Origin of the sequence: Serratia sp. T13T92, assembly GCF_047530105.1 — a bacterium.
Classification (GTDB): Bacteria; Pseudomonadota; Gammaproteobacteria; order Enterobacterales; family Enterobacteriaceae; genus Chania; species Chania fonticola.
Genome location: NZ_JBLJAK010000001.1, coordinates 419,654 through 446,298 on the forward strand (window position 1 = coordinate 419,654; position 26,645 = coordinate 446,298).

Here is a 26,645-nt window from a genome sequence, read left to right on the forward strand (position 1 = left end):
ATACAACCATGTGGGAGCGGGAACACCATGACGTCTGAGATCCACTGCGACAGCCTATGGCACGGGGCCGATATCGTCACCATGCGTGACGGCAAGTATCACATCATCAGCAACGGCGCGATCGCCGTACGCGCAGGCAAGATTGTCTGGATGGGTGAACAGGCCGCCATGCCTGCCTTGGCCGCGACCAAAACGGTGAAACTTGACGGTGGCATCATCACTCCTGGCCTGGTGGATTGCCATACCCATCTGGTGTTTGGTGGTAACCGCAGCGGCGAGTTTGAGCAACGTTTGAACGGGGTGAGCTACGCAGAGATTGCTGCTCAGGGCGGAGGTATTATCTCTACGGTCAAGGCAACGCGCGATGCACAAGAAGAGTTGTTGCTGGAACAAGCACTGTTCCGCCTACGGCCATTGCTGGCCGAGGGTGTCACCTGCGTAGAAATCAAATCCGGCTATGGCTTAACGCTGGCAAGCGAGTTGAAAATGCTACGCGTGGCGCGTCGTCTGACAGAAATATTACCTGTCGAAGTGAAAACCACCTGTCTGGCCGCTCATGCCCTGCCACCGGAATATGCCGGACGCAGCGACGACTATATCGATCTGGTGTGCAATACCATCATCCCTGAAGCCGCAGCAGCAGGTCTGGCAGATGCAGTAGACGCGTTTTGCGAACATCTGGCCTTCTCCCCTGAGCAGGTTGAGAGAGTTTTCGCAGCCGCAGAACAAGCTGGCCTGCCGGTGAAACTGCACGCGGAGCAGCTTTCGGCGCTCGGCGGTAGCGCTTTGGCGGCACGGCATCATGCCCTTTCCGCCGATCACCTGGAATATGCCACCGAACAAGATGCGATAGCGATGGCGGCAGCCGGAACCGTCGCGGTGCTGTTGCCGGGCGCCTACTACCTGTTACGCGAAACGCAGTGCCCACCGGTTGAGCTGTTCCGCAAACACGGCGTAGCGATGGCTATTGCCAGCGATGCCAACCCAGGCACCTCACCCGCGCTATCGCTGCGTCTGATGATTAATATGGCTTGCACCCTGTTCCGTCTCACACCGGAAGAAGCGCTGGCAGGCGTAACGCTGCATGCCGCCAAGGCTCTGGGCCTGCAGGAAACCCACGGCTCACTGGAAGTGGGCAAAGTGGCCGATTTTGTTCACTGGCCGCTGGCACGCCCGGCAGAGCTGGCTTACTGGTTGGGCGGCCAACTGCCCTGCACGGTGATTTTCCGAGGAGAAGTCCGTAAATGATGATTCGCGATCCTTTCGAGTTCCAGAGCGGCCAGCTGCCGCTGTTGATCAGTATTCCCCATGCCGGTACCCGCTTGACGCCAGCGGTTGAGAAAGGGCTAACCGATGAGGCCCGTCCCCTGCAGGATACCGACTGGCATATCCCACGGCTGTACGATTTTGCCCGTGCCATGGGTGCCAGCATCCTGGTGGGTAACTATTCGCGCCTGGTGATTGACCTCAACCGCCCAGCAGATGACAAACCGCTCTACACCACTGCCACCACCGGTCTGTTTCCGGATGTGTTGTTCGATGGCCGCCCCAGTTTTCTGCCGGACGCAGCCCCTTCGGACGAAGAAAGGGCCGGATACCTGCAAAACATCTGGCAACCCTACCATCAGCAACTACAAAATGAGCTGGCACGGCTAAAAGCCCAACACGGTTACGCCTTACTGTTTGACGCCCACTCGATCGCCTCCGTGATACCGCGCCTGTTCGACGGTAAGCTACCCGATCTCAACTTGGGCACCAACGGGGGGGAAAGCTGCCCAGCCTCACTGAGTGACAGGCTGGTCACCTGTTGTCAGCAGCAACAACAGTTCAGCCACGTGCTCAACGGACGCTTTAAAGGGGGCTACATTACCCGTGCCTATGGTCACCCGCAGGAACACCAGCACGCGGTGCAGTTGGAGCTGGCGCAGGTGAACTATATGTCCGAGCAGACATTTGAATTTGATGTCGCCCGTGCCGCACCTTTACAACGCCTGTTACAGCAGATGATAGAAAGCATGCTGGCCTGGGGCGAGCAACAACGCTAATCCGCCACAACTCCGGTGCCGCTATCGCGCCGGAGTCAACCTTGCCCTCACCGTTGTCCCCTCCTGTCTTTTCACGCCCTTCCATGACGATTTGCGCACTGCATCCCAATTTTGATGGAAAGGTTGCCCACTGGTCTGAACAGCGCACAAAACAGCGGCCCGTGACTTTTGCCTTACGCCACAATTGGGCCTCTTTCATCCCATGCCCACCCGTTGCAGGCCAGAGATCAGGGATTGAAAGACCACCCTTGCCATACCCGCCATCCACTTCTTTATCGTGGCTGTGGTAGACACTCGTGTGTAGTCGGCCACGGTGATGTGTGGCGTTCGTTATCTCAGGAGGAAACTATGTCTGACACCCCGCTAAACTGGCGCGCCGCACAGGCAGCCGCCGCTCAACTGTTGGCAGGCTGGCAAACCGCAGGCCAACCCGGTGGGGCTATCACCCTGTTTGACAAAGATATTACCCAGGCGGTGGTGTGCGCTGGGCTGGCCGATCTGGCACGCCGCGAGCCTTTCACTGCCGATACCGTGGTGCGCTATGCCTCCATCACCAAACATATTTTTGCCGCGCTGGCGCTCAATGCCACCGATAACGCCCTGCAGCTCGACGATCGCCTTGGCAGTCTAATGCCTGAATTGCAGGGGCAATTGGCGGAGGTGACGGTAGGCCAGGCTTTGGACATGACCAGCGGGCTACCCGATATTCGGCAAACGTTGGGGCTGCTTGGCGTTTCGGTCAACACCGTCAGTGAGGCCCAGCCGGTGATGGAGTTTATCCATGGTTTAACCCGGCTCAACTACCCGGCAGGGAGTGAGATCACCTACACCAATACCGGCTACCGCCTGGTAGAGGCGGCATTGAAGACTAAAGGATACACCTTTGAGGATCTGGTTCAGCAGCATCTGGCCCGCCCTCTGGACGTACAACTACAAGCCCCCGAAAGCTGGTTTGATGTGGTGCCTGGGCTAGCTCCCGGCTATTGGCATACGGCCAACGGTTGGCAGCAGACCAGCGCCGGTTTGCATCTCTCCGCCTCTGGCAGCCTGACAGGGAGCGCCAACGCCCTCACCCGCTGGTTGCAATGCCTGCTGGCCAATAGCGGCCCTGGCAAAGGAGTTCTGACGCAGCTAAGTGCCCCGCGTCACCTCAGCCAGGGGCAAATCAGCCATTACGGACTAGGGCTGGCGCAAACGCCGCTTGGCAGCCAGACGTTGCTGGGCCATGGCGGTTCTCATGCAGGCTACAAGACCTATTTTCTGCTAGCGCCAGACCGGCAAGCCGGTGCCCTGCTGGTCGCCAATCGTGAAGATTGTGACAGCTTTGCCATCATTTTACAGGTGATGGCGGCGCTGCTGAATGAACCCCTGCCCCAACGCAGCACGGCGATCCCAGATGGCATCTACGCCACCCGGGCGGAACCCTATTGGTTGGAAGTTAAAGGGGGCAACGTGGCTTATCTGGGCTCCAACGAACCGCTGTATCAAAGTGAAGACGGTTATGCGGTATCACTCTCGGCCCATCAGCCAATGCGCCTTAAGTGGACGGGTGAAGCCGTAGAAGGTGAAGTTGGCCACGTTGCACGCCGCTTTTTGCCGGTGGCTAGCGAAACGGTCTGTCTCAAGCAGGTTCAAGGGCACTGGTATCATCCACAATACCGCACCGCGTTCGAAATTTGCGGCAACCAGATCCACATTGGGGTCGGCCCGGCGGTACAAACCGGCACCCTGAGTTCGCTGGGGGATGGGAGGATATTGGTTGAAAGCAACGATGGGCCCAACCTGAATCGTTTTTGTCTATATTTCCGCGGTTATCAGGTCGATCTGATCGCCAGCCGCAGCAGGGTACTCACGTTCAAAAAGAACATCAGCGCGCGCGTAAAGGTTCGCCGTGCTCTGTAGGGGCGCCGCATGCTGCGAGCGCCTAACAGCCTGACATATCATTCACACAAATTATTAAAAAATAGATCGTGGCCATCAGACAAAAAATTGTTCACGCTCAAAACTACTCATGATTTCCGAGCAAATACCGTAGATTTTTCTTGCGGCAAAATAAGCCATCCAGTAATTTTAGTGGGCCACAAAAATGAGTAAACCTGCTCTTTTTCGTTGCACCTCAAAACCTATTTTATGTCATCGATAAATGATAGTACTCAATTTCCCGCCGTCCCGTGCGGGAATTCTTTTACTACTTTTCACTACTATAACACCACTTCTTAGTCTTTTTTGTTGCTGTTTTGTTGCGAATAATTTACCTTTAGGCCTTGAAAAGCTCAACCACTCAGCGTGGCGAAACCGCTATTTCTGGGCGTTTAGGAGATATATCCATGCACATGACGTTGATGGAGTACATCCAGCTGCACTTCAATGGTGATATTTATCGCTATGCGCAATTTGAAGGTGTCAGCCGTGAGCAAATCCTCAAGTGGATCGACAATGAGTGCTACGTTATCAAGGGAAAATTGGTTATGCCGGTTAAACATTTACCCGCGGAAAATTACCTGAGATGATGATAAAAAAACCCCGCCAGTGCGGGGTTTCCTGTTTCTGATACCACGAAAAATCAGAAGTTATAACCGGCAACCAGGTAGTAACCCCAGCCAGTAGACTTGATTGGCCCCTGCGGCGTACCGATGTCCACCCCATCATTCCATTGACCACCGTTATGGAAGTAACGTGCCACGAAGGAGTAATGCCAGTGATCGTAGTTCAGCGCCAAAATGTGGCTGGAGGCGATAGAGTTGCTGGTACGTGCCTGACGACCATCCACCACGAAGTTGTCGCTGCCCAGATCGGAATCAAAGTCAAAGTTGGTGAAACCGATATAGCTCAGGTTGCCGCCCCACATTTCGGTCAACGGCACGAAGTATTTCACCTTGAAGCGATAGCCGTCCCAGCTGTTTTCGTTGGATGCGCCATAGTTCTGCCATTGGTATTTGGCATAAATGTTCATCGATAGGCTCATCGGCAGACCGGTTTCGATATCGGTGCCCAGCCCCATGTACCAGGTGCTTTGACGGGAGGCGTCGTTACGCCCCATGTCGTAAATATAGTTGTTGGCAAAATACCACTCTTTGAACGGCCCAAAGCCCAGGTTGGTGCCGGTCAGTTTATCGATGGAGAAGCGCGGTTCGATCTCCATAAACAGCGGTGAGCCTTTGTCCCAGATACCACGGTTTGGGGTGTTACCGGTGCCGAAGAACTTTGGCACGTCCACGTAGCCATAGAAATCCAGCCAGTCTTTCTTGGCAAAGGCTTCATACTCCAGATACACGTCATTGTTCAGCTGCGGCCCGAAGCGGGTATGGTAGCTGCCTACTACGTTGACACTCTGATGCCACCAGTCTGAAAGATACTGGCTGTCTTTGCTTTCTGCCGCCATGGAAGCGGGGCTGAAAGACGCGGAGAGAAGCACACCTGCTGCGAGAGCTATTTTCTTCATTTTATTACCACATGCTGAGTGGGCCAATTCCCTGCCCGTTGGAATGATATGTGTCTGGCGACGCCTGCTGTAAACAAACGGTTACCTATTGCCGGTTGCCGTGCGCATTATAGAAAGCTCTCGCTGTAATAATCTGTGATCCAGTTAGGCATTTTACCATCGCGTAATCGATTGCGTTCTCATTTTATAAAATAAATTGCAGTGCAAAACATTTTTGATGTGATTTTCATCATATCGATAAATTTTCAAGCGACGACTTTTGGTGTCTTTGTGTTCAACACCAAATTTTAACCTGGGGTTAAAAAGCGCGTAAAAAAGCCGACGCTTATGTCGGCTTAGTGGCAGGCGGGCGCAGCATATGGCCCCTTATATCGCGAACCGGTTGGTTTTGTCAGCGGGCTCCGGGTACGGCCTTGGCAATGTTCTCTTGCCGGAATACCACCTCATCACCCGTGGCAATTTCCCATTGGCTCACTGGGATATCGACTTTCGGCGAGGCCACGACGACCGAACCGTGGATCAGCTTGTCGTCACGGCGCAGGATCATCACATCCAACTGGTATTCATGCGGCAGGTTAGCGGTGGTCAGGCGAACGATATCGCCGGTGCTGAAACTGTGGCCATTAAGCGCTGGCTGCTGAATAAATTGAATATCTTTTCTCATTTTCCCGTTCCTTCTGGCAGAACACTTACCTTGAGATTAGCTCGAAATTCATTATTCTGCCGCCTGCGCAGGTAAAAATAGGCCTCAGTCAGCGCGGGTGGCCCGCCAGCAAATCAGCGATCCTAGCGTTACCATTATCACCCCCTGCCAGAAGTTGAGGGTCAGTGCGGTGCTGAGTACCACGGCGGCAAACACCGATGACAACACCGGGGTAAAGTAAGATACGGTCGCCAGCAGCGTCATATTGCCATGCAGGATCCCAACGTTCCAAGCGGCATAGCCAGCCCCCATCGCCGTCCCCACGCACAGCAACGCCACCACAACCGGCAGGCTAAAGTGCATGCCGCTTTCATTGCTGAAAGGATAAATCAGCCACAGCGCCAGCGCGGTGAGCGAGATAAACAGCACCACCGCGTTTTTGCCCTGGGCGATCCTCTTGGTCACGTTGCAATAGATGGCCCAAATCACCGCACCGCTGAATGCCAGCCCGTAACTCAACGGATTGCTGCGCACGTTGGCCAGCATTTGCGCTGGTGACCAACCGCCGCTGCCGCTCATGATCCAGCCAATCCCGAACAGGGAAAGCAACAAACCAGGCACCACCCACCATTTGGCCTTTTGCCCATTGAACAGGATGGCCATCAATACGGTAAAACAGGGCCAAAGATAGTTGATCATCCCCAGCTCAATGGCCTGCGTACGGTTGCTGGCATAGCCCAGCGACAGCGAAAGGCAAATCTCATACAGCACAAACAGCAGGCTGCCGAGGATCAGATAGGAACGACGGAACTCGCGCAGCTTGGGAATGCCCATCACCACCAGCAGAAACAGCGTGCCCACGCTATAGATCATCGCCGCCCCGCCTACCGGCCCCAGCCCTTCACTGACGCTGCGGATCAGACCAACCACGCTGCTCCATAACACAATGGCCAGCAGGCCGAGCAAGGTAGCTTTATGGGAAGCGGACAACGGAGGCATTAGCGTAGGATCCAATTAGTTATTTTTATACGGTTTTTTTACTCTACTGCCCTACCGGGGAAAAAGAAAGGGCGCTGCGCTGCGCCCATACCTTTACTGCTGAGGTTGGCGCTCCAACTGCGGCGGCGGCTGGCGGAAACGACGGGTGAGATAGGCCAGATAGCCAAACCCGAGCGCCGCCCACAGTAGCCCCATGGTCAAGGAGCTTTTTTCCAGGTTCAGCCACAAGATCCCTACCGTCAACGCCCCCACCAGCGGCAAAATCAGGTAATGGAAGCGGTCTTTCCAGCTCTTGTTGCGCCCTTGACGAATATAGAAGTGACTGATCACCGAAAGGTTGACGAAGGTAAAGGCCACCAAAGCACCAAAGTTGATCAGGGCGGTCGCCGTCACTAAATCGAAGGAGAGTGCCGATAATGCCACCAAGCCAACCAGCAGCACGTTAAGCGCTGGGGTACGCCATTTAGGATGCACGTAACCAAAGAATTTTTCCGGGAACACATTATCGCGCCCCATCACATACAGCAGCCTGGACACGCTGGCATGGGAAGCCAGGCCAGAAGCCAGGGTGTTGATAAAGGTGATGCACAGGAAGATGGACTGGAACAGCTTGCCACCCACATACAGCGCAATTTCCGGCAGTGCTGCATCAGGCTGTTTGAAACGCTCCAGCGTCGGGAAGAACAGCTGAATAAAGAACGATACGGTGATGAAGATTACCCCGCCATAGAGTGCGGTAAGGAAGATAGCGCGCGGGATCACACGGGCGGCATCAGGCGTTTCTTCACACAGCGTGGTAACGGCATCAAAACCCAGAAACGAAAAGCACAGGATGGTGGCGCCGGTAATGATCGGCAATAGATGGGCGTTTTCACTGATAAAGGGTTGCAGACTCCACACCTGGCCAACCCCTTCGCCATTGTGCAACCCTCGAACCACCAGGAAGATAAACACCACGATAATCGCCACCTGCGCCACCACGAACAGGGTGTTGAAGTTTGCCACCAGGCTGACGCTTTTCAGGTTGATGGCGGTGATCAGGATCACAAACCCGACCACCCAGATCCACGGTGGGACCTCTGGGAACAAGGCCGTAAGATAGATTTTGGCCAATAGCGTATTGATCATCGGCAAAAACAGATAATCCAGCAGCGATGACCAACCAACGAGGAAACCCACGTGCGGGTTGATAGCCTTTTGCGCGTAGGTATAAGCCGAGCCCGAGGTCGGGAACTGGCGCACCAGCTTGCCATAGCTGATGGCGGTAAACAGCACCCCGGCCAATGCCAACAGGTAGGACGCCGGAACGTGCCCGTCCGTCACTCCAGAAACGATACCGAAGGTGTCAAACACCGTCATTGGCGTCAGATAGGCCAAGCCCATCATCACCACTTGCCACAGTTTCAATGTCTTGCGCAGTTGCGGTTTGCCCGCGCCATTATCGTCGATGGCACTTATCGTCATTGGGTTATTCCTCACCGGCGTCCTGTACGCCAAGTTGGAAGAAGTCATCACCGTCGCGCACGGCTTCGCCAGGCCACAGGTAGCCCGCGGGAATGCGCCGGCGCGCGGTAGGATCGGGCTGAGGACGTCAGGCGTTTTTCAGCATCCACTCGATTTCGGTTTCGGTGATCAGCCGCTCAAACTGCTCCAGCTCATCGGTCTTACAGGCCAGATAGACGTGGCTGAAACGTTCGCCCAGCAGCGCATTGAGCACTGGCTGGTGTTCGAACTCATACAGCGCATCGCTCTGGCGGATCGGGAACGGCAGCCCCTCTTGCTCCAGCCCGTTGCCGGTGACTGGCTCAAGCAGCGGTAACTGAGTGTCGAGGCCGTAGACAATCCCGGCCAGAATGGTTGCCATCACCAGATAAGGGTTGGCATCGGCCCCCGCTACGCGATACTCCACGCGGTGGCTGTCGCGATCGCCACAGGGAATACGTAACGCTACGGTGCGGTTGTTATGGCCCCAGGATGCCTGGGTAGGAACGTACATCCCCGCCTGGAAGCGGCGATAGGCGTTGACGTTGGGTGCCAGCAGCGCCATAGAGGCAGGCATCAAGGCGATCATGCCAGCCAGCGCCTGCTTCAACAGCGTGGAGTCTTCACCATCCGCATCGGCAAAGACGTTGTTACCTTGCTTGTCCAGCATGCTGATATGCACATGCATACCGCTGCCCGCATGTTCCTCGTAAGGCTTGGCCATAAAGGTTGCATGCATATGGTGCTTCTCTGCCACCATGCGTACCAGCCGCTTTAACGCCAGGGCATGGTCACAGGCCTGCAACACATCATTGGTGTGATGCAGGTTAACCTCAAACTGGCCCGGTGACGCTTCCGCTACCGCACCGTCGGCCGGGAGCCCTTGCAGGCGGGCCAGTTCGTCGATTTCGCTCAGCACGTCGGCAAAGTGGTTGAGGTTGTCCACCGAATAGACCTGGCTCTGGGTGTTACGCTCCTGGGTACCGGGGGCGCAAGGGGGTTGCAAATAACCTTCCGGATCGCGCTGGCGATCGATGAGATAGAACTCCAACTCTACCGCTACTACGGGGAATAACCCGCGCTGACGCAAACGCTGCCACACTCGGTTCAGCACATTGCGCGGTTCAACGTCAAAGGGAGTACCATCTTCATCCAGCATGGTGAGCAGTACCTGGCCCAGATATTGCGGATCGGCCGCCGATGGCGTCAGGGTTCCGGCTACCGGCACGCAAATATGGTCCGGCTCACCCAATTCCTGCCCCAAACCCGCCTCTTCCACCACGTTGCCAAGAATATCCATCGCGAACACCGAGGCTGGGAAGTAACAGCCCTTCTCCAGTTTACCCAGCCCGCTCACCGGGATGCGCTTGCCGCGGAAGCTGCCGTTGAGATCGGTCAGCAGCACGTCGATATGCTGGGTTAACGGATAACGTTCCAGATACTTCTTCACTTCGCGCTGGAACGTGCTACTTCGCCTTTCTTCATTGTGTTGCACAAAGTTTTCGACTTCTACGATGTTGGTTTGCATGTTTCACCCGCCGTTGTGTTTGGTCTGTGGTTCTCACACTTACTGACTTCGATGTTTTGACCATCTTGCTCAATATAATGTCCACCAATGAAACATAGATGCAACAAAAATGTTTTGCAAGTGTTAATTTTGGTTTGAATATTGGCCATTCGACTGCTAGATTTAGTGAATATTGAACAAAAAAGGCGATTAAACGGCTTATCGGTCATAATTTCGAACAACCTGTAGGGGATAGCATGGGCAATATATTTAACAGACCAATCGTCGGCGTCGTGATGTGCAGGTATAGGTTAAACCAGCACCTCACCCAGACCTTGCAAGAAAAGTACCTAAATGCGGTGTTAGCTGCCGGAGGATTACCGATCGCCTTGCCACACGCGCTCGCAGAGCCGGAAATGCTGGCAGAGTTGCTGCCCCATCTCGACGGCATCCTGCTGCCGGGCAGCCCCAGTAATGTGCAGCCGCACCTTTATGGTGAAAACGGCGATGAGCCTGACGCCGATCCTGGGCGCGATGAATTGAGCCTGGCGCTGATCGGCCTGGCACTGAGCAGGCGCATCCCCCTTTTCGCCATTTGCCGCGGTATGCAAGAGCTGGTGGTCGCGACTCAAGGCACGCTACACCGTCGTTTATATGAACAACCTGAGCTGCTCGAGCACCGTGAAGATCACGATCTGCCGCTGGAGCAGCAATATGCCCCTGCTCATGAAGTTACCGTGCAAGACGGAGGATTGCTGGCACAGCTGCTGCCGGATTGCCACCGATTCTGGGTGAATTCCCTGCACGGCCAAGGAGCCAAAACCCTCGGCCCCAGCGTACGTGTTGAAGCCTATGCCGCCGACGGTCTGGTGGAAGCCCTCAGCATTCGCGATCAGCCCTTTGCCTTAGGGGTGCAGTGGCATCCTGAATGGAACAGCGATGAATACGCCCTGTCCCGCCTGCTTTTCGAGGGATTTATTAACGCCTGCCAGCACTACCAAAAGGAAAAACGCCTATGAGCGACGTCAGCTTGGCACCGGGGAAACGCTTATCGCAGATCCGCCAGCAGTTAGGGCTATCACAGCGCCGGGTAGCCGAACTGTCTGGCTTGACGCACAGCGCCATCAGCACCATTGAACAGGACAAGGTCAGCCCGGCCATCAGTACGCTGCAAAAGCTGCTGACAGTGTATGGGCTGTCGCTATCGGCTTTTTTTACCGAGCCGGAACAGCCGCATGAGCCGCAGATTGTGATCGACCATGACCATCTGATCGAAATCGGCAGCCAGGGGGTTTCGATGAAGCTGATCCACAACGGCGATCCCAACCGCACCCTGGCAATGATGATCGAAACCTACGATCCGGGCACCACCACCGGTGAACGGCTCAAACATCAGGGGGAAGAGATTGGCACCCTGCTGGAAGGCGAAGTGATGCTGCAGGTCAACGGGCAAAGCTATCACCTACAGGCAGGCCAGAGCTACGCCATCAACACCGCGATCCCCCATAGTTTCAGCAACACCTCGGCGCGCATTTGCCGAATTATCAGTGCACATACGCCGACGACATTCTGATTAACGGAGCAAGGTATGGACTTCCACCACCTGGAATATTGGCAACAACGGGCACAGGCCCTGAAGATTGAGAACCGGCTGTTTATCAATGGCCGCTACCTCCCGGCGGCCGAAGGGGAAACCTTTAGCGTTCAGGATCCTGCCGGGGTTCGTGAACTGGTGCAGATGGCCCGTGGCAGCCAAATCGATATCGATTTGGCCGTCAAGGCGGCGCGCGAGGTGTTTGAACGCGGCGACTGGTCGCAAGCCTCCCCCGCCAAACGCAAGGCAACGTTGTTCAAACTCGCTAACTTGATGGAAGAGCACAGCGAGCAGTTAGCGCTACTGGAAACGCTGGATACCGGCAAGCCCATCCGCCACAGCCTGCGCGATGATATTCCAGGGGCGATCCGCTGTATCCGCTGGTACGCCGAAGCTATCGACAAGGTGTATGGCGAAATTGCCCCAACTGGCCATGATGCGCTCGCTCTGATCCAGCGGGAACCCATCGGCGTGGTGGGTGCCATCGTGCCGTGGAACTTTCCGCTGCTGTTAGCCTGCTGGAAGTTAGGCCCGGCGTTGGCGGCCGGTAACAGCGTGGTGCTTAAACCCTCGGAAAAATCACCGCTTACGGCGATTTATCTTGGCGCTTTGGCACAGCAGGCAGGATTACCGGATGGCGTCCTGAACATTATTCCTGGTTTCGGCCACGATGCGGGCAAGGCGTTGGCACTGCATAACGACGTTGATGCCCTCACCTTTACCGGCTCTACCCAGGTAGCCAAGCAGTTGATGAAGTACGCCGGTGAATCCAACATGAAACGCGTGTGGCTGGAGGCCGGTGGCAAGAGCGCCAACATTATCTTCGCCGACTGCCCGGACCTGGATAAGGCGGCGCAGGGAGCGGCGGCTGGGATCTTCTATAACCAGGGCCAGGTGTGCATTGCCGGTACGCGCCTGTTGGTAGAGGAAAGTATTCAGCAGGCCTTTTTACAAGCATTGCAGCGACATGCAGCAGCCTTCGCACCGGGCAACCCGCTCGATCCGCAAACGCTGATGGGTACGCTGATCGACCAACAGCATTGTGAAAAAGTCACCAGCTATATCGAACAGGGTTTGAGCCAGGGAGCCTCGCTGTTCCTTGATGGACGTGCCCATCCGCAAGGCAATCATCACGGCTATCTCGGCCCCACCATTCTCACGCAGGTGGACAATGCAATGAACGTTGCGCGGGACGAGATTTTTGGCCCGGTCTTGGCCGTCACGACTTTCAACGGTGAGCAACAAGCACTCGCATTGGCCAACGACAGCGAATACGGGTTGGGTGCGGCAGTCTGGACCCGCGATCTGTCACGGGCACACCGCCTGGCCCGTCAGTTGAAAGCGGGCACCGTGTTCGTCAACAACTACAACGACGGCGATATGACCGTACCGTTCGGCGGCTACAAACAAAGCGGTAACGGCCGCGATAAGTCGCTGCATGCGCTGGATAAATTTACCGAACTGAAAACCACCTGGATTTCACTGGAATAAGGAATTGATGATGACTGAACACGTAAAAAGCTACTACGCGGCAACGGCCAATGACCATCAGCCTTATCCGCAGTTGAATGAATCGATCGACTGTGACGTCTGTATCGTGGGGGGCGGCTATACCGGCCTGTCATCGGCGCTGTTTCTGGTTGAAGCCGGTTATAACGTGGTGCTGCTGGAGTCTGCCCGCATCGGCTTTGGTGCCAGTGGCCGCAACGGTGGCCAACTGGTCAACTCTTACAGCCGTGACATCGACGTGATTGAAAGCCGTTACGGTGCAGAAAGCGCCAAGGTGCTTGGTAGCATGATGTTTGAAGGCGCAGAGATTATCCGCAGCCGCATCAAACGCTATGCCATTGACTGTGACTATCGCCCCGGCGGGATCTTCGCCGCGCTGAACAATAAACAGTACCACGCGCTGATCGATCAAAAGCAGCACTGGGAGCGTTACGGCAATACGCAACTTGAACTGCTGGATGCCGACCGTATCCGCCAGGAGGTCAGCAGCGATCGTTACGTTGGCGCATTACTCGATCACAGTGGCGGCCATATTCATCCACTCAACCTGGCATTGGGCGAGGCCGAGGCCATTCGCCTGCAAGGAGGACGGATATTCGAACAGTCCGCAGTCACCAATATCCGTCACGGAGAACCAGCGGTGGTCAGCACCGCCAACGGCCAAGTCACCGCTCGTTACGTGATCGTAGCTGGAAATGCTTATCTGGGCGATAAACTGGAGCCAAGGCTGGCCAAACGCAGTATGCCGTGCGGGACTCAAGTGGTCACCACCGAGCCCTTGGCTCCAGAAGTCGCAGCCTCACTGATCCCACAAAACTATTGCGTGGAAGATTGCAATTACCTGCTGGATTATTACCGTTTAACCGGCGATAACCGGTTGCTGTACGGCGGAGGCGTAGTCTATGGCGCCCGCGATCCCGATGATATCGATAACCTGATCCGCCCTAAACTGCTGAAAACTTTCCCGCAGTTGAAAGGCGTACGCATTGATTACCGCTGGACCGGCAATTTCTTGCTGACACTATCGCGTATGCCGCAGTTTGGCCGGTTGGAAAACAATGTCTACTACATGCAAGGCTACAGCGGGCACGGCGTGACCTGCACCCATCTGGCGGGCAAGCTGATTGCAGAACTGATGCGTGGCGATGCAGAACGTTTTGACGCCTTTGCCAAACTGCCGCACCTGCCGTTCTTTGGCGGCCGTAACCTGCAAATCCCCTTCACCGCCATCGGCGCTGCCTACTACACCCTGCGCGATCGAATTGGGGTTTAATTCAACGCTGCCTCCGCACAAATCTGCTACTTAAATTGATACATTTTTCTAACTAGGCTGATTCTTACAGGTCGGACTAGTTAGAACCTTTGTTTAGCAAAATTATCAGTAAGTTAGCGATCTTAATTTTTATTAAATACCGTTTAATATTTTACAGGCCATTTACTTAATATTAATAACTACCGTGATGAAATAGAGCGGATTTTAAACTGAATTTTGTTGATTACACTATATTTTATATTGTTTATTTGTTGCCCTACCGCCGAAAAAACAATATTATGAGACTTAAGATTAACGTTAATTAAGTTAATTACACTGTCTGACATGGAGTGAATCAGCATGACAAAACCACAATACCTCATCGAAGGAGATGTCCTTTTCTGCCCGAATAGCGTCGGTTTTTATCATCAGGAAGTTCAGGAAGAAATCGTCACCATTTCCTCGTCTGCAGCTCGACTTTTCTCCTTTCTTATTAAAAATAAAGGAGAAATTGTTGAGAGAGAAGTGCTTCTGCAAAAAGTGTGGGATGATTACGGCCTACAGGCCAGCAATAATAATCTCAACCAATGCCTGAGCACGCTACGGCGGATTATCAAGAGCATGGGTATTGATAAAAACATCATAGAAACCATACCAAAAGTAGGGTTAAGAATTGCCAGTGATGTCGCCATTGAAGAGATCGCAATTAATCAGGGTGAACCTGAATTACCTCGTAAAGAGAAAAAGAACTTTCTGAGCAAAGTTAAAATCACTTACGTTTTAATTGCGCTGGTGATTATATTAACGGTGACTACCGTGGTGCATATATTTCACATCTACCAGCACTACTACCAATCAGATGCGAACTATACCGCTATGACGTGGAACAATCCGGGTTGCGAGTTAACTGCAGATCCGTCAGTAGGTCATATGCCTAAGCTTTCTTCTTTTGCTAACACAGGCAGTCACCTATTAAAAAGGGAGCTGGTTAGCTCCCTGAAACTGTAGACATACTCGCCAAGTAGCGGCGCAGCATGCTGCGCCCGCTGATTCAACCGACAGGCTCTAGCTCACATCGCTACGCCGATAAAGCGCAACACCTACGGCCAACACGCCAAGCATGCCGGCACAGCTACGGTTTACCCAGCGCATCACGTTCGCCGAGAATTTACGCATCGCATGGCGACCGCCGTAGGCATAGATCGTCATCATCACACAGTCGATCATCGCGCTGACCAATGCCAGGATCAGGTATTGCATGGCGATCGGCTTTTCTGGCTGAATAAACTGCGGCAGAAAGGCCGAGAAAAACAGCAGGCCCTTAGGGTTGGACAAACCGACCATCAGGGAACGCAGGAATGCCGTTTTCCCGGTCGCTGCGGCGGCGCTAGCGCTTACCGCTAAAGCCTTTACCGGCGCCCGCCACAGCACCCAGGCCAGGTAGACCAGATATAACGCACCACCCCACTTCACCACGGCAAACAGCTGCTCAGAGGCCTGCAACAACGCCCCTAGCCCGCAACCGACGGCACCGATCAGCAACAGATCGGCCAATACCGCCCCCAGGAAACCGTAACTGGCAATACGCATACCGTGGATTGCACCATTGTTTAGCGCCAACAGCATGGAAGGGCCAGGCGTCACCATCACCGCACTGACGGCAATCACGTAAAGCAAAAGCGTAGTTAACTCCATCAACAACTCCGGACAAATGTAAAACTCTCTGCGTCGCTGCATCGCAATACGACAACTTCGTTATGGGTGGGGAATATAGGGGATCTGCCCGATGTGATTCAAGTCACATTCTGTCTGGAACGGGGTGATGGAGCAAGAAACCATCCCCCAAGCCATCAATTCAACAAAAAATAACCAGCATGCGGACTTATTGCTCACAAATAGCGAACAAATTCACAAAACGTATGAATAAAGCCAAATACATACAAATTAATTAACTATAATGTTGCAATAATGCAGCAATTTATTGATGAACTCTCGTCTCAAAAAACATATAGTAATAGCAGATTAATCATCAACGATTTCCCTGGTGTTGTTGTGTTTGCCCCTCATTTTTTGCGGGGCTTTTTTCTGCCCCCTCGCCCCTACACCCCACTTGTTACTCCCTTTTTAGCGCGCAGCTAGCCACGTCTCTACCAGTGGTTTACCAATCTATGTGGAGCTATCACCGAGCGATAAAGGTACACTGAACTCCTCCTACCTCTACCCGGTGAAAAAGATGTCTTTCTTTGATGCTTTTAAGCTGTTCGGTGACGCCCCCGTTGATGTCACCTGCCCTGAATGCGCAAAAAGTTCGCCGCAAAATCGCAGTAAGGTGAAAAAAAACGTCACGCTGATCTGCCCCCACTGCGGGCATTATTTCCGTAAACGCGAAGATTGAGAGTGCCAGGAACGAACTGCGTCGGCTGGGATACCGTGGGAATGGCTGTGAAAAAAACCGCTATCAATATCAATGGGCTCGATAGCGGCAAAGACCACAAAGGACTTCGGAACGTTGTTTGAATGGATATGACAAACACGGTGATTATACCCATGATCATTGAATGGGTAATGCCTGCCTTCTTCATTTAGGAATTTACCCCGGAATTTCACTCCAGGCTGACCCCATGACTGTCGACTCCCCGCCTCTGATGCTCAAACAGGTTGGAAGCTAAGCACTGTTTGTTTGTGGGGGCTACAGGCCAAGACAAATAACAAGCTGGGTAGACAAACTAAAGACTGCTGATAAACCTTCACCGGCCTCACACGTAGGGGCGCTGCATGCTGCGCCCATTTTTTTATCAATAGGTTAGCTAGTTCCGAACAGTTTGTGCCGTTAAATACCTAGCGACATTGTCATTTTGTCGCCAATCAAAAGGAATTTAAAATCCCTTGTTTTCTGAGCTGCCTGTACGGCAGTGAACATAGGCTTTTTTGGTGGCAAGGAATACCAGTATTTCTAAGCTGCCTATACGGCAGTGAACAAAAAAGAGGTGCTGGAAGGCATCCGGGCACTTTTCTAAGCTGCCTATACGGCAGTGAACATTGCCAAGAATTGGCGACATAACATGCATCTTTTCTAAGCTGCCTATACGGCAGTGAACCGATCATGCTGGCTAGCGCAAGAATTGCCGCATTTCTAAGCTGCCTATACGGCAGTGAACGTTGTTGCGTAGTGCTCTTCAGTGGCGTGGTTTTTCTAAGCTGCCTATACGGCAGTGAACCGGATGGTGACTTGCGTGATGCGGCGACCGTTTTTCTAAGCTGCCTATACGGCAGTGAACGTGATAAAAATCAGATAGGCAGGCTCACATTTTTTCTAAGCTGCCTATACGGCAGTGAACACGAAAGGAGCTGATTTTGGTTGTCTGAACGGTTTCTAAGCTGCCTATACGGCAGTGAACTGTGACATGCCACCGGTAACCAACTGTTAATACAATGGAATACAGCCACCTTACCCAAAAACCCTTTTCTAAACATGACTGACTCCAACCTTTAAAATCAATAGGTTAGAATCAGCCATTAAATTAGGGTTAAAACCACGGGATGGTTGCCGTTGCGCTTAGACCATAAGCACTAAATACCCCCTCTGTTGCGTTATCGCAAATCTTGCCCTGTTCGATAAACAACAAAAAGGTTTGCTCGCTGGATAGACTTTTTAAACGAATAAATGGCAACGCTGAGCGTTTCTCAACGGCGTCAGGAATACGCAGGCGAGCCTCTTCTTCAGTTACCCATCCCTTGCGAACAGAACGACGACGTAATCTCTCGGCGCTGCTTTTGATCTGCACTCGTCGCACTGTACGATATTTTACATTAGAGGGTATCGGCAGAATTTCGCCACATTCCGTGTAATCCCGTAATCCTTTACGCCAAGGTAAAGTCTCAAAGGCAGTGAGCACCGCTAGAGGGCCATGTAGCCGTAACCTATCGCCCAGTGTTTTACCGGCAGAGGGGAAACTGACGCCTATTTTTCCCTGCCCAGCACTACCTAATGCCCTATGCAACTTGGCAAAGAGTGCTTCCAGTAATTCCGTCGTTGAAAACTCCGGATCCGGCAGCACACGAATCTCGAGGTAATGATCCATACGTCGCCCCTTTATTCGCCTTTCTCGCCAAATACGCCGCCACGGATCAGTATGGCCATGACATAGTGTTGTTGTTCGACTTCTGGCACCTTCCCTTTAGTCACCCAGTTATCCAACAGTGTATAAAAATCCATTTTTTGTTTCGGCTGACGATAGGCTTGCCCCCTGCTGGTCACTGACCCATAGGGTTCCACTGCAATTGGCCCTAACGCCAACTCACTCGCATCGGGGTACCAACTATCGACGGTACGCAACGCATTACCGATTTTCTGCGAGTGCATGGCAGCAATATCATCCACGTGATAAAGCACCTTACTTTTCTTACTGTTGCTATCTAGCACCAGTTCCTGCGATGGGAAAATCTCTTGTCCTTTGCCCAATCGCACACAGGCTTCCACGCTAAAGAATGCAAAGTTTTCCCCTGCCAAGCCTTGCTCAATTTCTTTGGCCAACTCCGCTAAATCGCCTTTCGGCTGGCTAAACGTACGCAAGCTGTAATCACTAGCGTTAAATTGCCAGGTTTTCTCCTTCCCCTTAACGGTAATAGCAATCTCATCGGCACCAACGCGGTTGCGCCATAGGAAGCGACCATTTGCCAGATTCTCAGCATAACGCCCGGCCAGTTCTTTAAACCCATGCTCTTTGATATAACCTTGGATCACCTTCGCCAATTCGGTTTGGTAATCTTGATCGTTACATACCGAAGGTTGCGATAAATTACCCAACACACGCAGGGTAAAACTGACTTTCAAGGTATCAGTGTCGAACGGCAATGCCGCGACATCCACACGCTGCAAGTTGGGTTTTTGGATTTCGGCATCCAGTTTAGCCGGATCGCTGGCAATCGCATTTTTCAAACGATTGGAAATCGTACCACGCACCGCTTTCTCTTGAATCGCAATCGGCGTCCATTCAGGTTGTTGCCAGTTACCAGCAAACATAATGGCATCGGAGTTTGCCAATTTACGTTCGAAAGCCAGGACAGATGCAGTCTTTACAGTAGCCATATAGATAATCCTTTAAGTTAATCTTCTTCGTTAAATTGGTAGTCTTCCGTGATGACCGGCACCGCACTGCGGCAGAGGTAGTCATCGCCTTGATGATGGTATTGCCATAACAACTGATTCAGATCGGTAATGCGGTGCAAGCTGCGCCACTCGCCAATGCCATAGACAGGTTCTGCAAAACGAAAAGGCGTTGTTGGATCACGTGATTTCTCGACTTCACCCGGTGCATAGAGTTGAGAGATCGCACGATATCCAGTCTGTAGCGGCACCAGATAACCAGCAGCAGGTTTTGGCTGATAACACCATTGAGGATTTTGTTCGTCCTGCGCCTGATATTTCAGCGCCGCAAAATCTAGCCATGCGTCAATTAGCTCCGCCTGTGGGTTACTCTCGCGTAACGTTTGATAATGATTTGCCAGTAATTCGGAACGATTGAGCAAGGCAAATCCGGGTAACAAACGGCGCATCAGCTTGCGTAGATCCTCTGGTTTTTCAGGAGTACCCATCACCTTAATTGCGCCAATGTCGGTGATCACGCCACCGGCCAAGCGCTGGGTTGGACAGACCTCGGCAAGGTGCGCTTCCAACGTTTTAGCGCCTTGATCGCCATTAACTATGGTGCCATGGCACTCCATCAATAACGAAACTGTGATATGCATCCGACCTTCTTCGTTGAACGCTGCCGTTTTCGCCTCTTTCGTCAATGGGTTGCGCGTCAAGGCAAAAGCATAATCACGCCCGGAGGAATACGCATGAAGCTGTTGCTGATGGCAAATCACACCGCAGTTTGCCAAGGTTAAACCATGGCTCTGCTGCAATTTGCGGGATAATGCGTGGCTGTAGCCGAGAAAGTGAGTGATAGCTGGAAAACCATAGGTCAGCCCGGCGATGGCATTGGCGTTCTCCACTCGAACGTGACGTAATACGATCAAAGTGCTCATGCGAAGTCCTCCTTAAACTCTTGTTCAAACTCACGCAGGCGCCGTTTAAACAAAGACGTGGTTGACCATTCACGGCGTTCAACCTCGCTAAACTTCATCTCTTCGGTTTTTAACTGGTGATTGAGCCAAACGCCGAAGTCGATAGCGATTTCCTTTTTCCAATCCCCGCCTTCACGCTCAAACTGGAAATCTTTATCCTGTTTAATCCGCCATGGATCGAGCCACAACTGCTGAGCACGCGAGAGCTGGCACCCTTCTTCCATGCTCCAGCATTGCCAATCTTCCCTGTTTTGGATACCGGCCACGTAGCTAAACAAAGTATCGACAATCTCATCCACGAAGGCAGCACGCTGCTGGCGGATCTCTACATTTCGATCCTGTGGATTAAGGCTGCGCAGGTATTGCTTCAACTGCCACACAGCGTCTCTCGCCATAGCCGAGAATGCTTTACGCTCTTGGAAAATAGAGTTCTGGTTCAACGGCGGCTTATTCTGGCTTTGCCATATCGGCGCAGCACAAGGCAGTAACCAAGCTCGGCCACCGCGTACGCTGTTAAGGTAGGAAATATTTTGCGGCTTGGTCCCCCCCATATTTACCACTGCCGTTTTGGGATAAATCACACGGGGTTCAGGGTGCCAATCACCAGCTTTGAAGGCTTGGTATATCTCTTTGGAGGCATCGCTAAAACGCGCTTCACTAATGCGACTGTGCATTGCATGAGCCAGCGATGAAGAGAACAACGGGCTCAGTAAATGGTATTCGCCCGGCGCTATCGGAAAATAGATCTGCTTGGCCAAAGTGTGAGAAGAGAGATGTTTATCGTTTAATACCTGCCTGAACCCTGTGACCCACTGTTCCAGCTGTTGGGGATCCTCTGCCAATTCCGCCAGCGGCACAGTGTTGTCGCGAGCCAAGCAGGCAATCAACGATTCACCTTCATATTCCAACTGTAGCAATTTTGCCACGTCCAATGCCGCCGCGTTGCCGACCGCATCAACAGCAGGCTGAGATAATGATGAGGTAGAAAGAGTGTTCGTTGTCTGCTCCTGCGACCCCGAACTGTAAATACTGCTGCCCTTGGCATCGCTGTGAGTAAATTTCAGCGCATGCGTCACCAAGCTGATTTGCCCGGCACGGCCAGCAGCGTCGGTCAGCCAATTGCGTGGCGCATAGTTTTTCTCTAGCTCCTGCCGCTGCTCTAATGCCGTTTGTTTAGCAACTGCGATCTCTTCGGGATCAGCCAGCCCAGCCAGTTTTTTTGCCGTCTCTTTCTCCAGCGCCTCCAACTTGGGCTGTTTGCGACTGGCGATATATTCAACAATTAAAGCGGTTAATCCGTTCTGACTCATACGCCTCCTTACCTCAATGTTATTAGATTATTTATTCGAGTGCGCCAAACACCCCTAACAACGGGTGGAAATGCCATTGATCTGACTTATTTTTTCGTAGATTAATCTCACCGAATTTCTGACTCACCTCGGGGAGTTCCATCCCCAACATATCGGCCAGCCCTTGGTAAATTGTGGGGTAGTCCTCCGTGATCCATGCGCCATTCCCTTCGGCGAAAACCACTTCAATCTCGCGAAATTTATCGCTGGGCTTCCACTGGCCAGGGACACTATCTGGGAATTTAAAGCGCGGCCTATCCACTTCATCTTCCATCCACAGATAATGCGGTTCTTCCTCAGTAGATTGCCGAAACGGGCTCACTCGCTGCTGTTCTGCGCACCAGGTGGCCTGTTTGCGCCACCAGATCGCAGCGTAATATTTGCCCTCAAGATCCTGTCGCCCCTGCAACACGCTGCGTAAACAGGCATGCTCCAGGTCAACCAAATTGTCGTGAGCTCTCAGTTTCAAAGATTCCTGTACTCGGGGAATTGCACTAATCGTTTCATATTGCGCGGGCTGCAAAATCTCCGCCAGATCGTGGCTGTTGAGCTGTAACCGGTATTTCTCAGACTCAAACCCTGGCCGATAATAAGCCGGTTTATTACCCTGCAATGCCATCACGTTTTTTTGCAAAATATGCAGATTTGGCGACGTACAAGGCTTCTGCCTATGGCGTTGAATTCGCCCTGCCAATTGGATCAACGAACGCATTGAACTCGGTTCGGCAATAGCCCAATCGTAATCATGATCTCTCCCTACTTCGGCAACGGATGTCGCCAGCACCACAAACAGGTGATGCTGTTCTGGATAATTCGCCAATGCATTTTTGATTTCTGAGATTTGCCACAGCGCCGTTTCACAATAACGCGTCAGGGTTTCGTCCAACCGCCGCTCGATATGTGAACGCATCGCCAATGGATGTTGGCTGTGATAAACACAATAATGAATTCGAGTATTCTCTGGCGCTGGCATGCGTAATAATCGCTGAGCTACCGCCACCAACGGATTAATGTTTGCCATGCGGATCACCCCCAACGACACGGTTTTACCCTCGGGGTGTTCTTGATGATGAAGCGCATGCAACTGCCGCATGGCGACCGATAGTGTTTCCGCCACGCTATCCAGTACCGTACTTTTCCGCTGGTTTGCCGGTTGCACCGCAATCAACTGTGCACGGCGCAATACCGCGATGTTTTGCAGTTTTGCCACCCTTTGAGCGACAAACGCTTCATGCGCAGCTTTAAAATCTTTCGCACCTTGAATATCGTGCTGTTCGGCATCGTTCTCATCAAACCAGGCACAACAGATATTTAATGGCGTATCTGGCTGGCCACACACTTGCTGATAATCCGCCCGGCCCGCTTTATAAGCATTAAACAACGCCTGAACCAGCGCAGGGGGCAAAGTGGCGGAAGAAAGCAGTACGCGGGAACCTAACATTCCAGCCCAGTTGACCAGGCGGCATAACGCAGGAAGATCGGCAATATCAAAATCGTCCGGTTCATCCAACACCAGATCGGCAGTCATAAGGCGCAACATCGGTGCGATTTGCTTACCACCGCGTACACCTTCGGTCGCACTAATCAGATGGTCGATCGTGGTCACTAATACCGGCGCACTTAATAGCTTGTGCAAGTTGCCACTACCTTGCAACCAACGACTTAAGCGACCATCGTCCAGGCTGCCACCGTAGCTGACATAGTGATGTTCGGCGAACAACTCCTCTGCCGAGGCACTGCCTGTACCACGCAGTTCAGCTTTATCATTATTGAGTTGATGCAGTTCCCGCACAGCAGCAGAACCCACTAATACGGCTAGATCGTCATCATCCAGCATTAATCTGGTTTTAAGCGCATCGCCGGTTTGCAAGGTTAAAGTGCGAAGCCCTAAAGCAACAGAAAAGCGGCAGCCTGACTTTTCATCGGCCAAGCCATACATAATTCGCGCATTAGCAAACGTTTTGCCGCAGCCCGTAGAGGCCATGTTAACGCCAAAGAAACCTTGCTTAACCGATCGTTCACGCGCGGCACACGCAAGATCATAAGCTTTGTCCTGCCAACGGAACTGCTCTGTCTTACTTCGCTGTTTGAAACCTTTATGACGTGTGATTGCCGGTAATGTGGTGCGGATATGCGGTAAACTTCGCCCCAATAACAACGCGTTCTGCCCCACACCGATATTGTGCTCATCCAGTTGTTGCTTCAATCCACCGGTTAGGCGATCGGTATTGGCATACGCTAGATAATCAGCATCTTGCCAACCTGCCGTCGGCGCTAAAGATGAATAATGATGATCTGCCAACATCAGCACTAAACGCGCCATATGGCTAGTGAAACGTTGTTCCAATACAGCAAATTGCATCAATGAGGGTAATTGCAATGCGCGTTGGGCAAATTTGCGTGCTTTTTCACGCCAGATAGCACTGCGCATTGGCGTGCCATGCGGGAAATCCCATACCGCATAGTGTTCTTCCGTTGTCCAACCTTCAATTAGGCTGTTCGTGGAGTTCCATTCTGCAACCAATTGTGTTGTTAACCAGCCATCCATATCCTTTAACTCTGGCGGGCTCCCACTTTCCTGATCCCTGTTAGGGTAAGCAGGCAAACGGTGATGAGAGACAATCAACCAGGCAATGGTTGTTGCCAGCGGAGGCAAAGAGAGAAATGGATTGATAAAAGCGTCAACGGAGTCCTTTACCAGCGCGGTTATCATCTGGTTTTCATCGCTCTCGTCGATCGCCGCTAACGCCGTTATCCATTGTTTATCGCTACGTTCTCCTACCCAGGCACAAAACAGTCTCAATGAAACCCATTCATGCCGATAGGGTTGGAAATGTTTCCCTTTGCCAAGTAATCCATTCTGGAATAAGAAATTAGCCTTACCGAAATCATGAAAAAGCCCGGCAATCCCAGCCATCAACGCAATCGCTTCTACGCTATGCCAGCTATTTTCATCCTGGCTGCGGAGGATATCGCGCTCGGTAGTATTGGTCGGCACCGAACCCTCGGAGTTAAAACGCCGGAGATTGCCCACGATCCATAGCAGCTCGGTCTGATTACCGCCTTTTATCCAGTGACAAGCCACCGCAGTATTGCGCCTGGCGGTTTTACGCAGCAGTTTTCTTAGCGTATTCAGCCCTTCCAGGGTTATAGCCGTTTGCCAGGTTCTATCACCTTTGCGTTCCGCGAACTGATCTAAAATGCGGCGCGTTTCTACTAATGCATTTTTATTGCACTGTGCAATCAGCAAAATATTCACTTGCTCACCTGAGATAGACTTTCCGCCGTTTCTTTCAGCGTATCAATCATCACATCCAGCGCATCCGCTTGTTGAAACCCGCGCAGGCAGCGCTGGCGAAATTCCTGCTCGTCTTCCCCGGCCATAGCGGCAATAAACGCCTGCGGTAGAATCAAAGCGTCCTTAATCAGATCGGCGATATCAAATACCAGGCCACCGCGTCGGGTTTTACCATGCAGTATCGACAATCCATGTGGCAAACCAATGACCCAAGCCGCTGTAGCAGCAAGCCCATAGGCAAGATAATTACCATGATCTAAAAACCGGTTAGCGATATCTATCCCGCCACCGCGCTTAGCTCTGCTAAACTCGCCGTAATTCACACCATTGGCCGCCAGTTTATAGAGCGCCTTGGTCATAACGGCCTCTTGCACCAGGACATCGTTGCTATTTTGGCAGGAAGATAAACGTTGCATAAAGCTGTCTAACACTGGATTAAGCCGTGCCGCGTCAATATCGAATCCTTGCTCGCGCTGCATACGTGAAGAAAGCCAGTGAGTGCGGATCTGAGCGATACGCTGTTGCTGAAAAGCAATAGCCGCCGCCAGGCGCTTATCATCATCAAACCAGAAGCTGACCCAGTGCTGTAAATATTCCGTGGGGCGATATTCACTTTGCGAGGTTAACCACGAGACATCCACCTCCACTTCATTAGCGGCAAATAAAGGTGTACCTCCGCCGCCACAGAATCCAACCAGCACCCCGGCTTTAGCAAACTCACGCATTGCCGCTTGAGTAACAGAAGTTCCCGTCCCCAACATTACAGCTGTGGTATTAGCGATCGGGATGTTCCAATACAAGGATTGCTTACCTTCATCCGTAACGTACTCCACCCTGCCGCCGTTGACCAAGATCCGGCAATGCTGCAGGTAGTAAAGATTCGCACGCTTTGAATGCAGGATGGTTTTTAGATCAGAAGGCGAAAATTGATTTTGCATTAAATGAAAACATCCCTGCTTTATGCCATAAAATCATCCAAGACGTGATTACCTATGACAGATGCCAACGCGATATTGTTGTTTTAACATAATAGGCTCACTGTATAGAGTGATTGATGTTAGATTTTCATTTAATTTATATTGATGATGAATCATAGAGATAGATACATGGCATGAATCATTCACATCAATTACTTTAACAATAAAAACAAGCTTGGGGTGGAAAGTTGACGGTGCGCCAACCTTCCAAGCTGCCTGTGCGGCAGTGAACGCCAGCTTATTTTAAATGGCAAAACGTTATCTTTTCTAAGCTGCCTGTACGGCAGTGAACCACATCAACAAAGCCATATGGCTTGTGCTGGTTTTCTAAGCTGCCTGTACGGCAGTGAACGAGAGCGCGCCATATTGGGACGGTGGTGGGTTTTTCTAAGCTGCCTGTACGGCAGTGAACTATCTGGCGTTACAGCACCTTTTCCGGCGTAATTTCTAAGCTGCCTGTACGGCAGTGAACCTTGGTT

General features: G+C 52.3%; 22 protein-coding genes and 2 CRISPR repeat arrays (1 of these 24 cut by a window edge). Of the genes, 10 read left to right on the forward strand and 12 right to left on the reverse strand.

What is annotated here, in order from left to right:
- The first annotated feature begins 27 nt into the window (after positions 1–27).
- The 4 genes from hutI to ACMV5I_RS01915 all read left to right on the forward strand — a co-directional run bounded on the left by hutI (position 28) and on the right by ACMV5I_RS01915 (position 4,555).
- Entirely contained in the window at positions 28–1,248 is a 1,221-nt protein-coding gene (gene hutI / locus ACMV5I_RS01900) for an imidazolonepropionase (protein ID WP_414823521.1), read from the forward strand.
- Positions 1,245–2,045 (forward strand): N-formylglutamate deformylase, encoded by an 801-nt coding sequence (gene hutG, locus ACMV5I_RS01905; protein ID WP_414823522.1) that lies wholly within the window; start codon positions 1,245–1,247, stop codon positions 2,043–2,045. The genes hutI and hutG overlap by 4 nt, the downstream gene beginning before the upstream one ends.
- A gap of 348 nt (positions 2,046–2,393) precedes the next feature.
- Complete coding sequence (locus ACMV5I_RS01910; protein ID WP_414823523.1) at positions 2,394–3,947, forward strand: serine hydrolase domain-containing protein; 1,554 nt, start codon at positions 2,394–2,396, stop codon at positions 3,945–3,947.
- A 425-nt stretch (positions 3,948–4,372) separates the two neighbouring features.
- On the forward strand, positions 4,373–4,555 hold the full coding sequence (locus ACMV5I_RS01915; protein WP_202811211.1) for a hypothetical protein: 183 nt from the start codon (positions 4,373–4,375) through the stop codon (positions 4,553–4,555).
- A gap of 53 nt (positions 4,556–4,608) precedes the next feature.
- Here ACMV5I_RS01915 and ACMV5I_RS01920 read toward each other — a convergent pair whose 3' ends face one another.
- The 5 genes from ACMV5I_RS01920 to ACMV5I_RS01940 form a co-directional block, all read right to left on the reverse strand.
- Positions 4,609–5,487, reverse strand: a complete 879-nt coding sequence (locus ACMV5I_RS01920; RefSeq protein WP_121606676.1) for a nucleoside-specific channel-forming protein Tsx — start codon at positions 5,485–5,487, stop codon at positions 4,609–4,611.
- A gap of 391 nt (positions 5,488–5,878) precedes the next feature.
- The gene (locus tag ACMV5I_RS01925) at positions 5,879–6,151 is read right to left on the reverse strand and encodes a hypothetical protein (RefSeq protein ID WP_021804644.1); all 273 of its coding nucleotides are present in this window, start codon (positions 6,149–6,151) and stop codon (positions 5,879–5,881) included.
- 84 nt (positions 6,152–6,235) lie between these two features.
- On the reverse strand, positions 6,236–7,129 hold the full coding sequence (gene yddG, locus ACMV5I_RS01930; RefSeq protein ID WP_024486745.1) for an aromatic amino acid DMT transporter YddG: 894 nt from the start codon (positions 7,127–7,129) through the stop codon (positions 6,236–6,238).
- Between the two features lie 93 nt (positions 7,130–7,222).
- Positions 7,223–8,593, reverse strand: a complete 1,371-nt coding sequence (locus tag ACMV5I_RS01935; RefSeq protein WP_098931394.1) for an APC family permease — start codon at positions 8,591–8,593, stop codon at positions 7,223–7,225.
- 127 nt (positions 8,594–8,720) lie between these two features.
- On the reverse strand, positions 8,721–10,139 hold the full coding sequence (locus tag ACMV5I_RS01940) for a glutamine synthetase family protein (RefSeq protein WP_046808188.1): 1,419 nt from the start codon (positions 10,137–10,139) through the stop codon (positions 8,721–8,723).
- A gap of 236 nt (positions 10,140–10,375) precedes the next feature.
- Here ACMV5I_RS01940 and puuD point away from each other — a divergent pair, with 236 nt between their 5' ends.
- From puuD to ACMV5I_RS01965, 5 genes are all read left to right on the forward strand, one after another.
- Positions 10,376–11,137: a gamma-glutamyl-gamma-aminobutyrate hydrolase gene (gene puuD, locus ACMV5I_RS01945; RefSeq protein ID WP_024486944.1), complete on the forward strand. Its 762-nt coding sequence runs from the start codon at positions 10,376–10,378 to the stop codon at positions 11,135–11,137.
- On the forward strand, positions 11,134–11,691 hold the full coding sequence (puuR, locus tag ACMV5I_RS01950; protein ID WP_024486945.1) for an HTH-type transcriptional regulator PuuR: 558 nt from the start codon (positions 11,134–11,136) through the stop codon (positions 11,689–11,691). The genes puuD and puuR overlap by 4 nt, the downstream gene beginning before the upstream one ends.
- 15 nt (positions 11,692–11,706) lie before the next feature.
- Entirely contained in the window at positions 11,707–13,203 is a 1,497-nt protein-coding gene (gene puuC / locus ACMV5I_RS01955) for an aldehyde dehydrogenase PuuC (RefSeq protein WP_414823524.1), read from the forward strand.
- Between the two features lie 10 nt (positions 13,204–13,213).
- A complete protein-coding gene (locus ACMV5I_RS01960; protein WP_046808186.1) occupies positions 13,214–14,494 on the forward strand; it encodes an NAD(P)/FAD-dependent oxidoreductase in 1,281 nt (426 codons plus the stop codon).
- Between the two features lie 339 nt (positions 14,495–14,833).
- Entirely contained in the window at positions 14,834–15,481 is a 648-nt protein-coding gene (locus ACMV5I_RS01965; RefSeq protein WP_174332827.1) for a winged helix-turn-helix domain-containing protein, read from the forward strand.
- A 57-nt stretch (positions 15,482–15,538) separates the two neighbouring features.
- On the opposite strand, the gene ACMV5I_RS01970 is transcribed toward ACMV5I_RS01965, so the two are convergent.
- Entirely contained in the window at positions 15,539–16,168 is a 630-nt protein-coding gene (locus ACMV5I_RS01970; protein WP_024487014.1) for a LysE family translocator, read from the reverse strand.
- 538 nt (positions 16,169–16,706) lie between these two features.
- On the opposite strand from ACMV5I_RS01970, the gene ACMV5I_RS01975 reads away from it, so the two are divergent.
- Positions 16,707–16,868 carry a YnfU family zinc-binding protein gene (locus tag ACMV5I_RS01975; protein WP_021178250.1) on the forward strand — a complete coding sequence of 54 codons (162 nt, stop codon included), beginning with the start codon at positions 16,707–16,709 and terminating at the stop codon, positions 16,866–16,868.
- A gap of 495 nt (positions 16,869–17,363) precedes the next feature.
- A CRISPR array of direct repeats spans positions 17,364–17,871; the repeat unit is 28 nt; unit sequence TTTCTAAGCTGCCTATACGGCAGTGAAC.
- Positions 17,872–18,000: 129 nt separating this feature from the next.
- Here the strand turns inward: ACMV5I_RS01975 and cas6f are convergent.
- The 6 genes from cas6f to cas1f are packed head-to-tail and all read right to left on the reverse strand — an operon-like array spanning position 18,001 to position 26,127.
- Positions 18,001–18,555: a type I-F CRISPR-associated endoribonuclease Cas6/Csy4 gene (gene cas6f / locus ACMV5I_RS01980; RefSeq protein WP_414823525.1), complete on the reverse strand. Its 555-nt coding sequence runs from the start codon at positions 18,553–18,555 to the stop codon at positions 18,001–18,003.
- Positions 18,556–18,566: 11 nt separating this feature from the next.
- Entirely contained in the window at positions 18,567–19,568 is a 1,002-nt protein-coding gene (csy3, locus tag ACMV5I_RS01985) for a type I-F CRISPR-associated protein Csy3 (protein ID WP_414823706.1), read from the reverse strand.
- Positions 19,569–19,579: 11 nt separating this feature from the next.
- Complete coding sequence (csy2, locus tag ACMV5I_RS01990) at positions 19,580–20,503, reverse strand: type I-F CRISPR-associated protein Csy2 (protein ID WP_414823526.1); 924 nt, start codon at positions 20,501–20,503, stop codon at positions 19,580–19,582.
- On the reverse strand, positions 20,500–21,852 hold the full coding sequence (csy1, locus tag ACMV5I_RS01995) for a type I-F CRISPR-associated protein Csy1 (protein ID WP_202811218.1): 1,353 nt from the start codon (positions 21,850–21,852) through the stop codon (positions 20,500–20,502). Before csy1 ends, csy2 begins: the two co-directional genes overlap by 4 nt.
- A gap of 31 nt (positions 21,853–21,883) precedes the next feature.
- Positions 21,884–25,150, reverse strand: coding sequence for a type I-F CRISPR-associated helicase Cas3f (cas3f, locus tag ACMV5I_RS02000; protein WP_414823527.1), 3,267 nt, complete (start codon positions 25,148–25,150; stop codon positions 21,884–21,886).
- On the reverse strand, positions 25,147–26,127 hold the full coding sequence (cas1f, locus tag ACMV5I_RS02005) for a type I-F CRISPR-associated endonuclease Cas1f (RefSeq protein ID WP_414823528.1): 981 nt from the start codon (positions 26,125–26,127) through the stop codon (positions 25,147–25,149). The genes cas3f and cas1f overlap by 4 nt, the downstream gene beginning before the upstream one ends.
- 243 nt (positions 26,128–26,370) lie before the next feature.
- Positions 26,371–26,645: direct repeats of the CRISPR family, unit length 28 nt; unit sequence TTTCTAAGCTGCCTGTACGGCAGTGAAC (it continues 2,160 nt past the right edge of the window).

What these genes read in the sequence shown, in the direction of transcription:
- hutI (WP_414823521.1), top strand. Translation starts at nt 28, where the DNA reads ATGACGTCTGAGATCCACTGCGACAGCCTATGGCACGGGGCCGATATC.
- hutG (WP_414823522.1), top strand. Translation starts at nt 1,245, where the DNA reads ATGATGATTCGCGATCCTTTCGAGTTCCAGAGCGGCCAGCTGCCGCTG.
- ACMV5I_RS01910 (WP_414823523.1), top strand. Translation starts at nt 2,394, where the DNA reads ATGTCTGACACCCCGCTAAACTGGCGCGCCGCACAGGCAGCCGCCGCT.
- ACMV5I_RS01915 (WP_202811211.1), top strand. Translation starts at nt 4,373, where the DNA reads ATGCACATGACGTTGATGGAGTACATCCAGCTGCACTTCAATGGTGAT.
- ACMV5I_RS01920 (WP_121606676.1), bottom strand. Translation starts at nt 5,487, where the DNA reads ATGAAGAAAATAGCTCTCGCAGCAGGTGTGCTTCTCTCCGCGTCTTTC.
- ACMV5I_RS01925 (WP_021804644.1), bottom strand. Translation starts at nt 6,151, where the DNA reads ATGAGAAAAGATATTCAATTTATTCAGCAGCCAGCGCTTAATGGCCAC.
- yddG (WP_024486745.1), bottom strand. Translation starts at nt 7,129, where the DNA reads ATGCCTCCGTTGTCCGCTTCCCATAAAGCTACCTTGCTCGGCCTGCTG.
- ACMV5I_RS01935 (WP_098931394.1), bottom strand. Translation starts at nt 8,593, where the DNA reads ATGACGATAAGTGCCATCGACGATAATGGCGCGGGCAAACCGCAACTG.
- ACMV5I_RS01940 (WP_046808188.1), bottom strand. Translation starts at nt 10,139, where the DNA reads ATGCAAACCAACATCGTAGAAGTCGAAAACTTTGTGCAACACAATGAA.
- puuD (WP_024486944.1), top strand. Translation starts at nt 10,376, where the DNA reads ATGGGCAATATATTTAACAGACCAATCGTCGGCGTCGTGATGTGCAGG.
- puuR (WP_024486945.1), top strand. Translation starts at nt 11,134, where the DNA reads ATGAGCGACGTCAGCTTGGCACCGGGGAAACGCTTATCGCAGATCCGC.
- puuC (WP_414823524.1), top strand. Translation starts at nt 11,707, where the DNA reads ATGGACTTCCACCACCTGGAATATTGGCAACAACGGGCACAGGCCCTG.
- ACMV5I_RS01960 (WP_046808186.1), top strand. Translation starts at nt 13,214, where the DNA reads ATGACTGAACACGTAAAAAGCTACTACGCGGCAACGGCCAATGACCAT.
- ACMV5I_RS01965 (WP_174332827.1), top strand. Translation starts at nt 14,834, where the DNA reads ATGACAAAACCACAATACCTCATCGAAGGAGATGTCCTTTTCTGCCCG.
- ACMV5I_RS01970 (WP_024487014.1), bottom strand. Translation starts at nt 16,168, where the DNA reads ATGGAGTTAACTACGCTTTTGCTTTACGTGATTGCCGTCAGTGCGGTG.
- ACMV5I_RS01975 (WP_021178250.1), top strand. Translation starts at nt 16,707, where the DNA reads ATGTCTTTCTTTGATGCTTTTAAGCTGTTCGGTGACGCCCCCGTTGAT.
- cas6f (WP_414823525.1), bottom strand. Translation starts at nt 18,555, where the DNA reads ATGGATCATTACCTCGAGATTCGTGTGCTGCCGGATCCGGAGTTTTCA.
- csy2 (WP_414823526.1), bottom strand. Translation starts at nt 20,503, where the DNA reads ATGAGCACTTTGATCGTATTACGTCACGTTCGAGTGGAGAACGCCAAT.
- csy1 (WP_202811218.1), bottom strand. Translation starts at nt 21,852, where the DNA reads ATGAGTCAGAACGGATTAACCGCTTTAATTGTTGAATATATCGCCAGT.
- cas1f (WP_414823528.1), bottom strand. Translation starts at nt 26,127, where the DNA reads ATGCAAAATCAATTTTCGCCTTCTGATCTAAAAACCATCCTGCATTCA.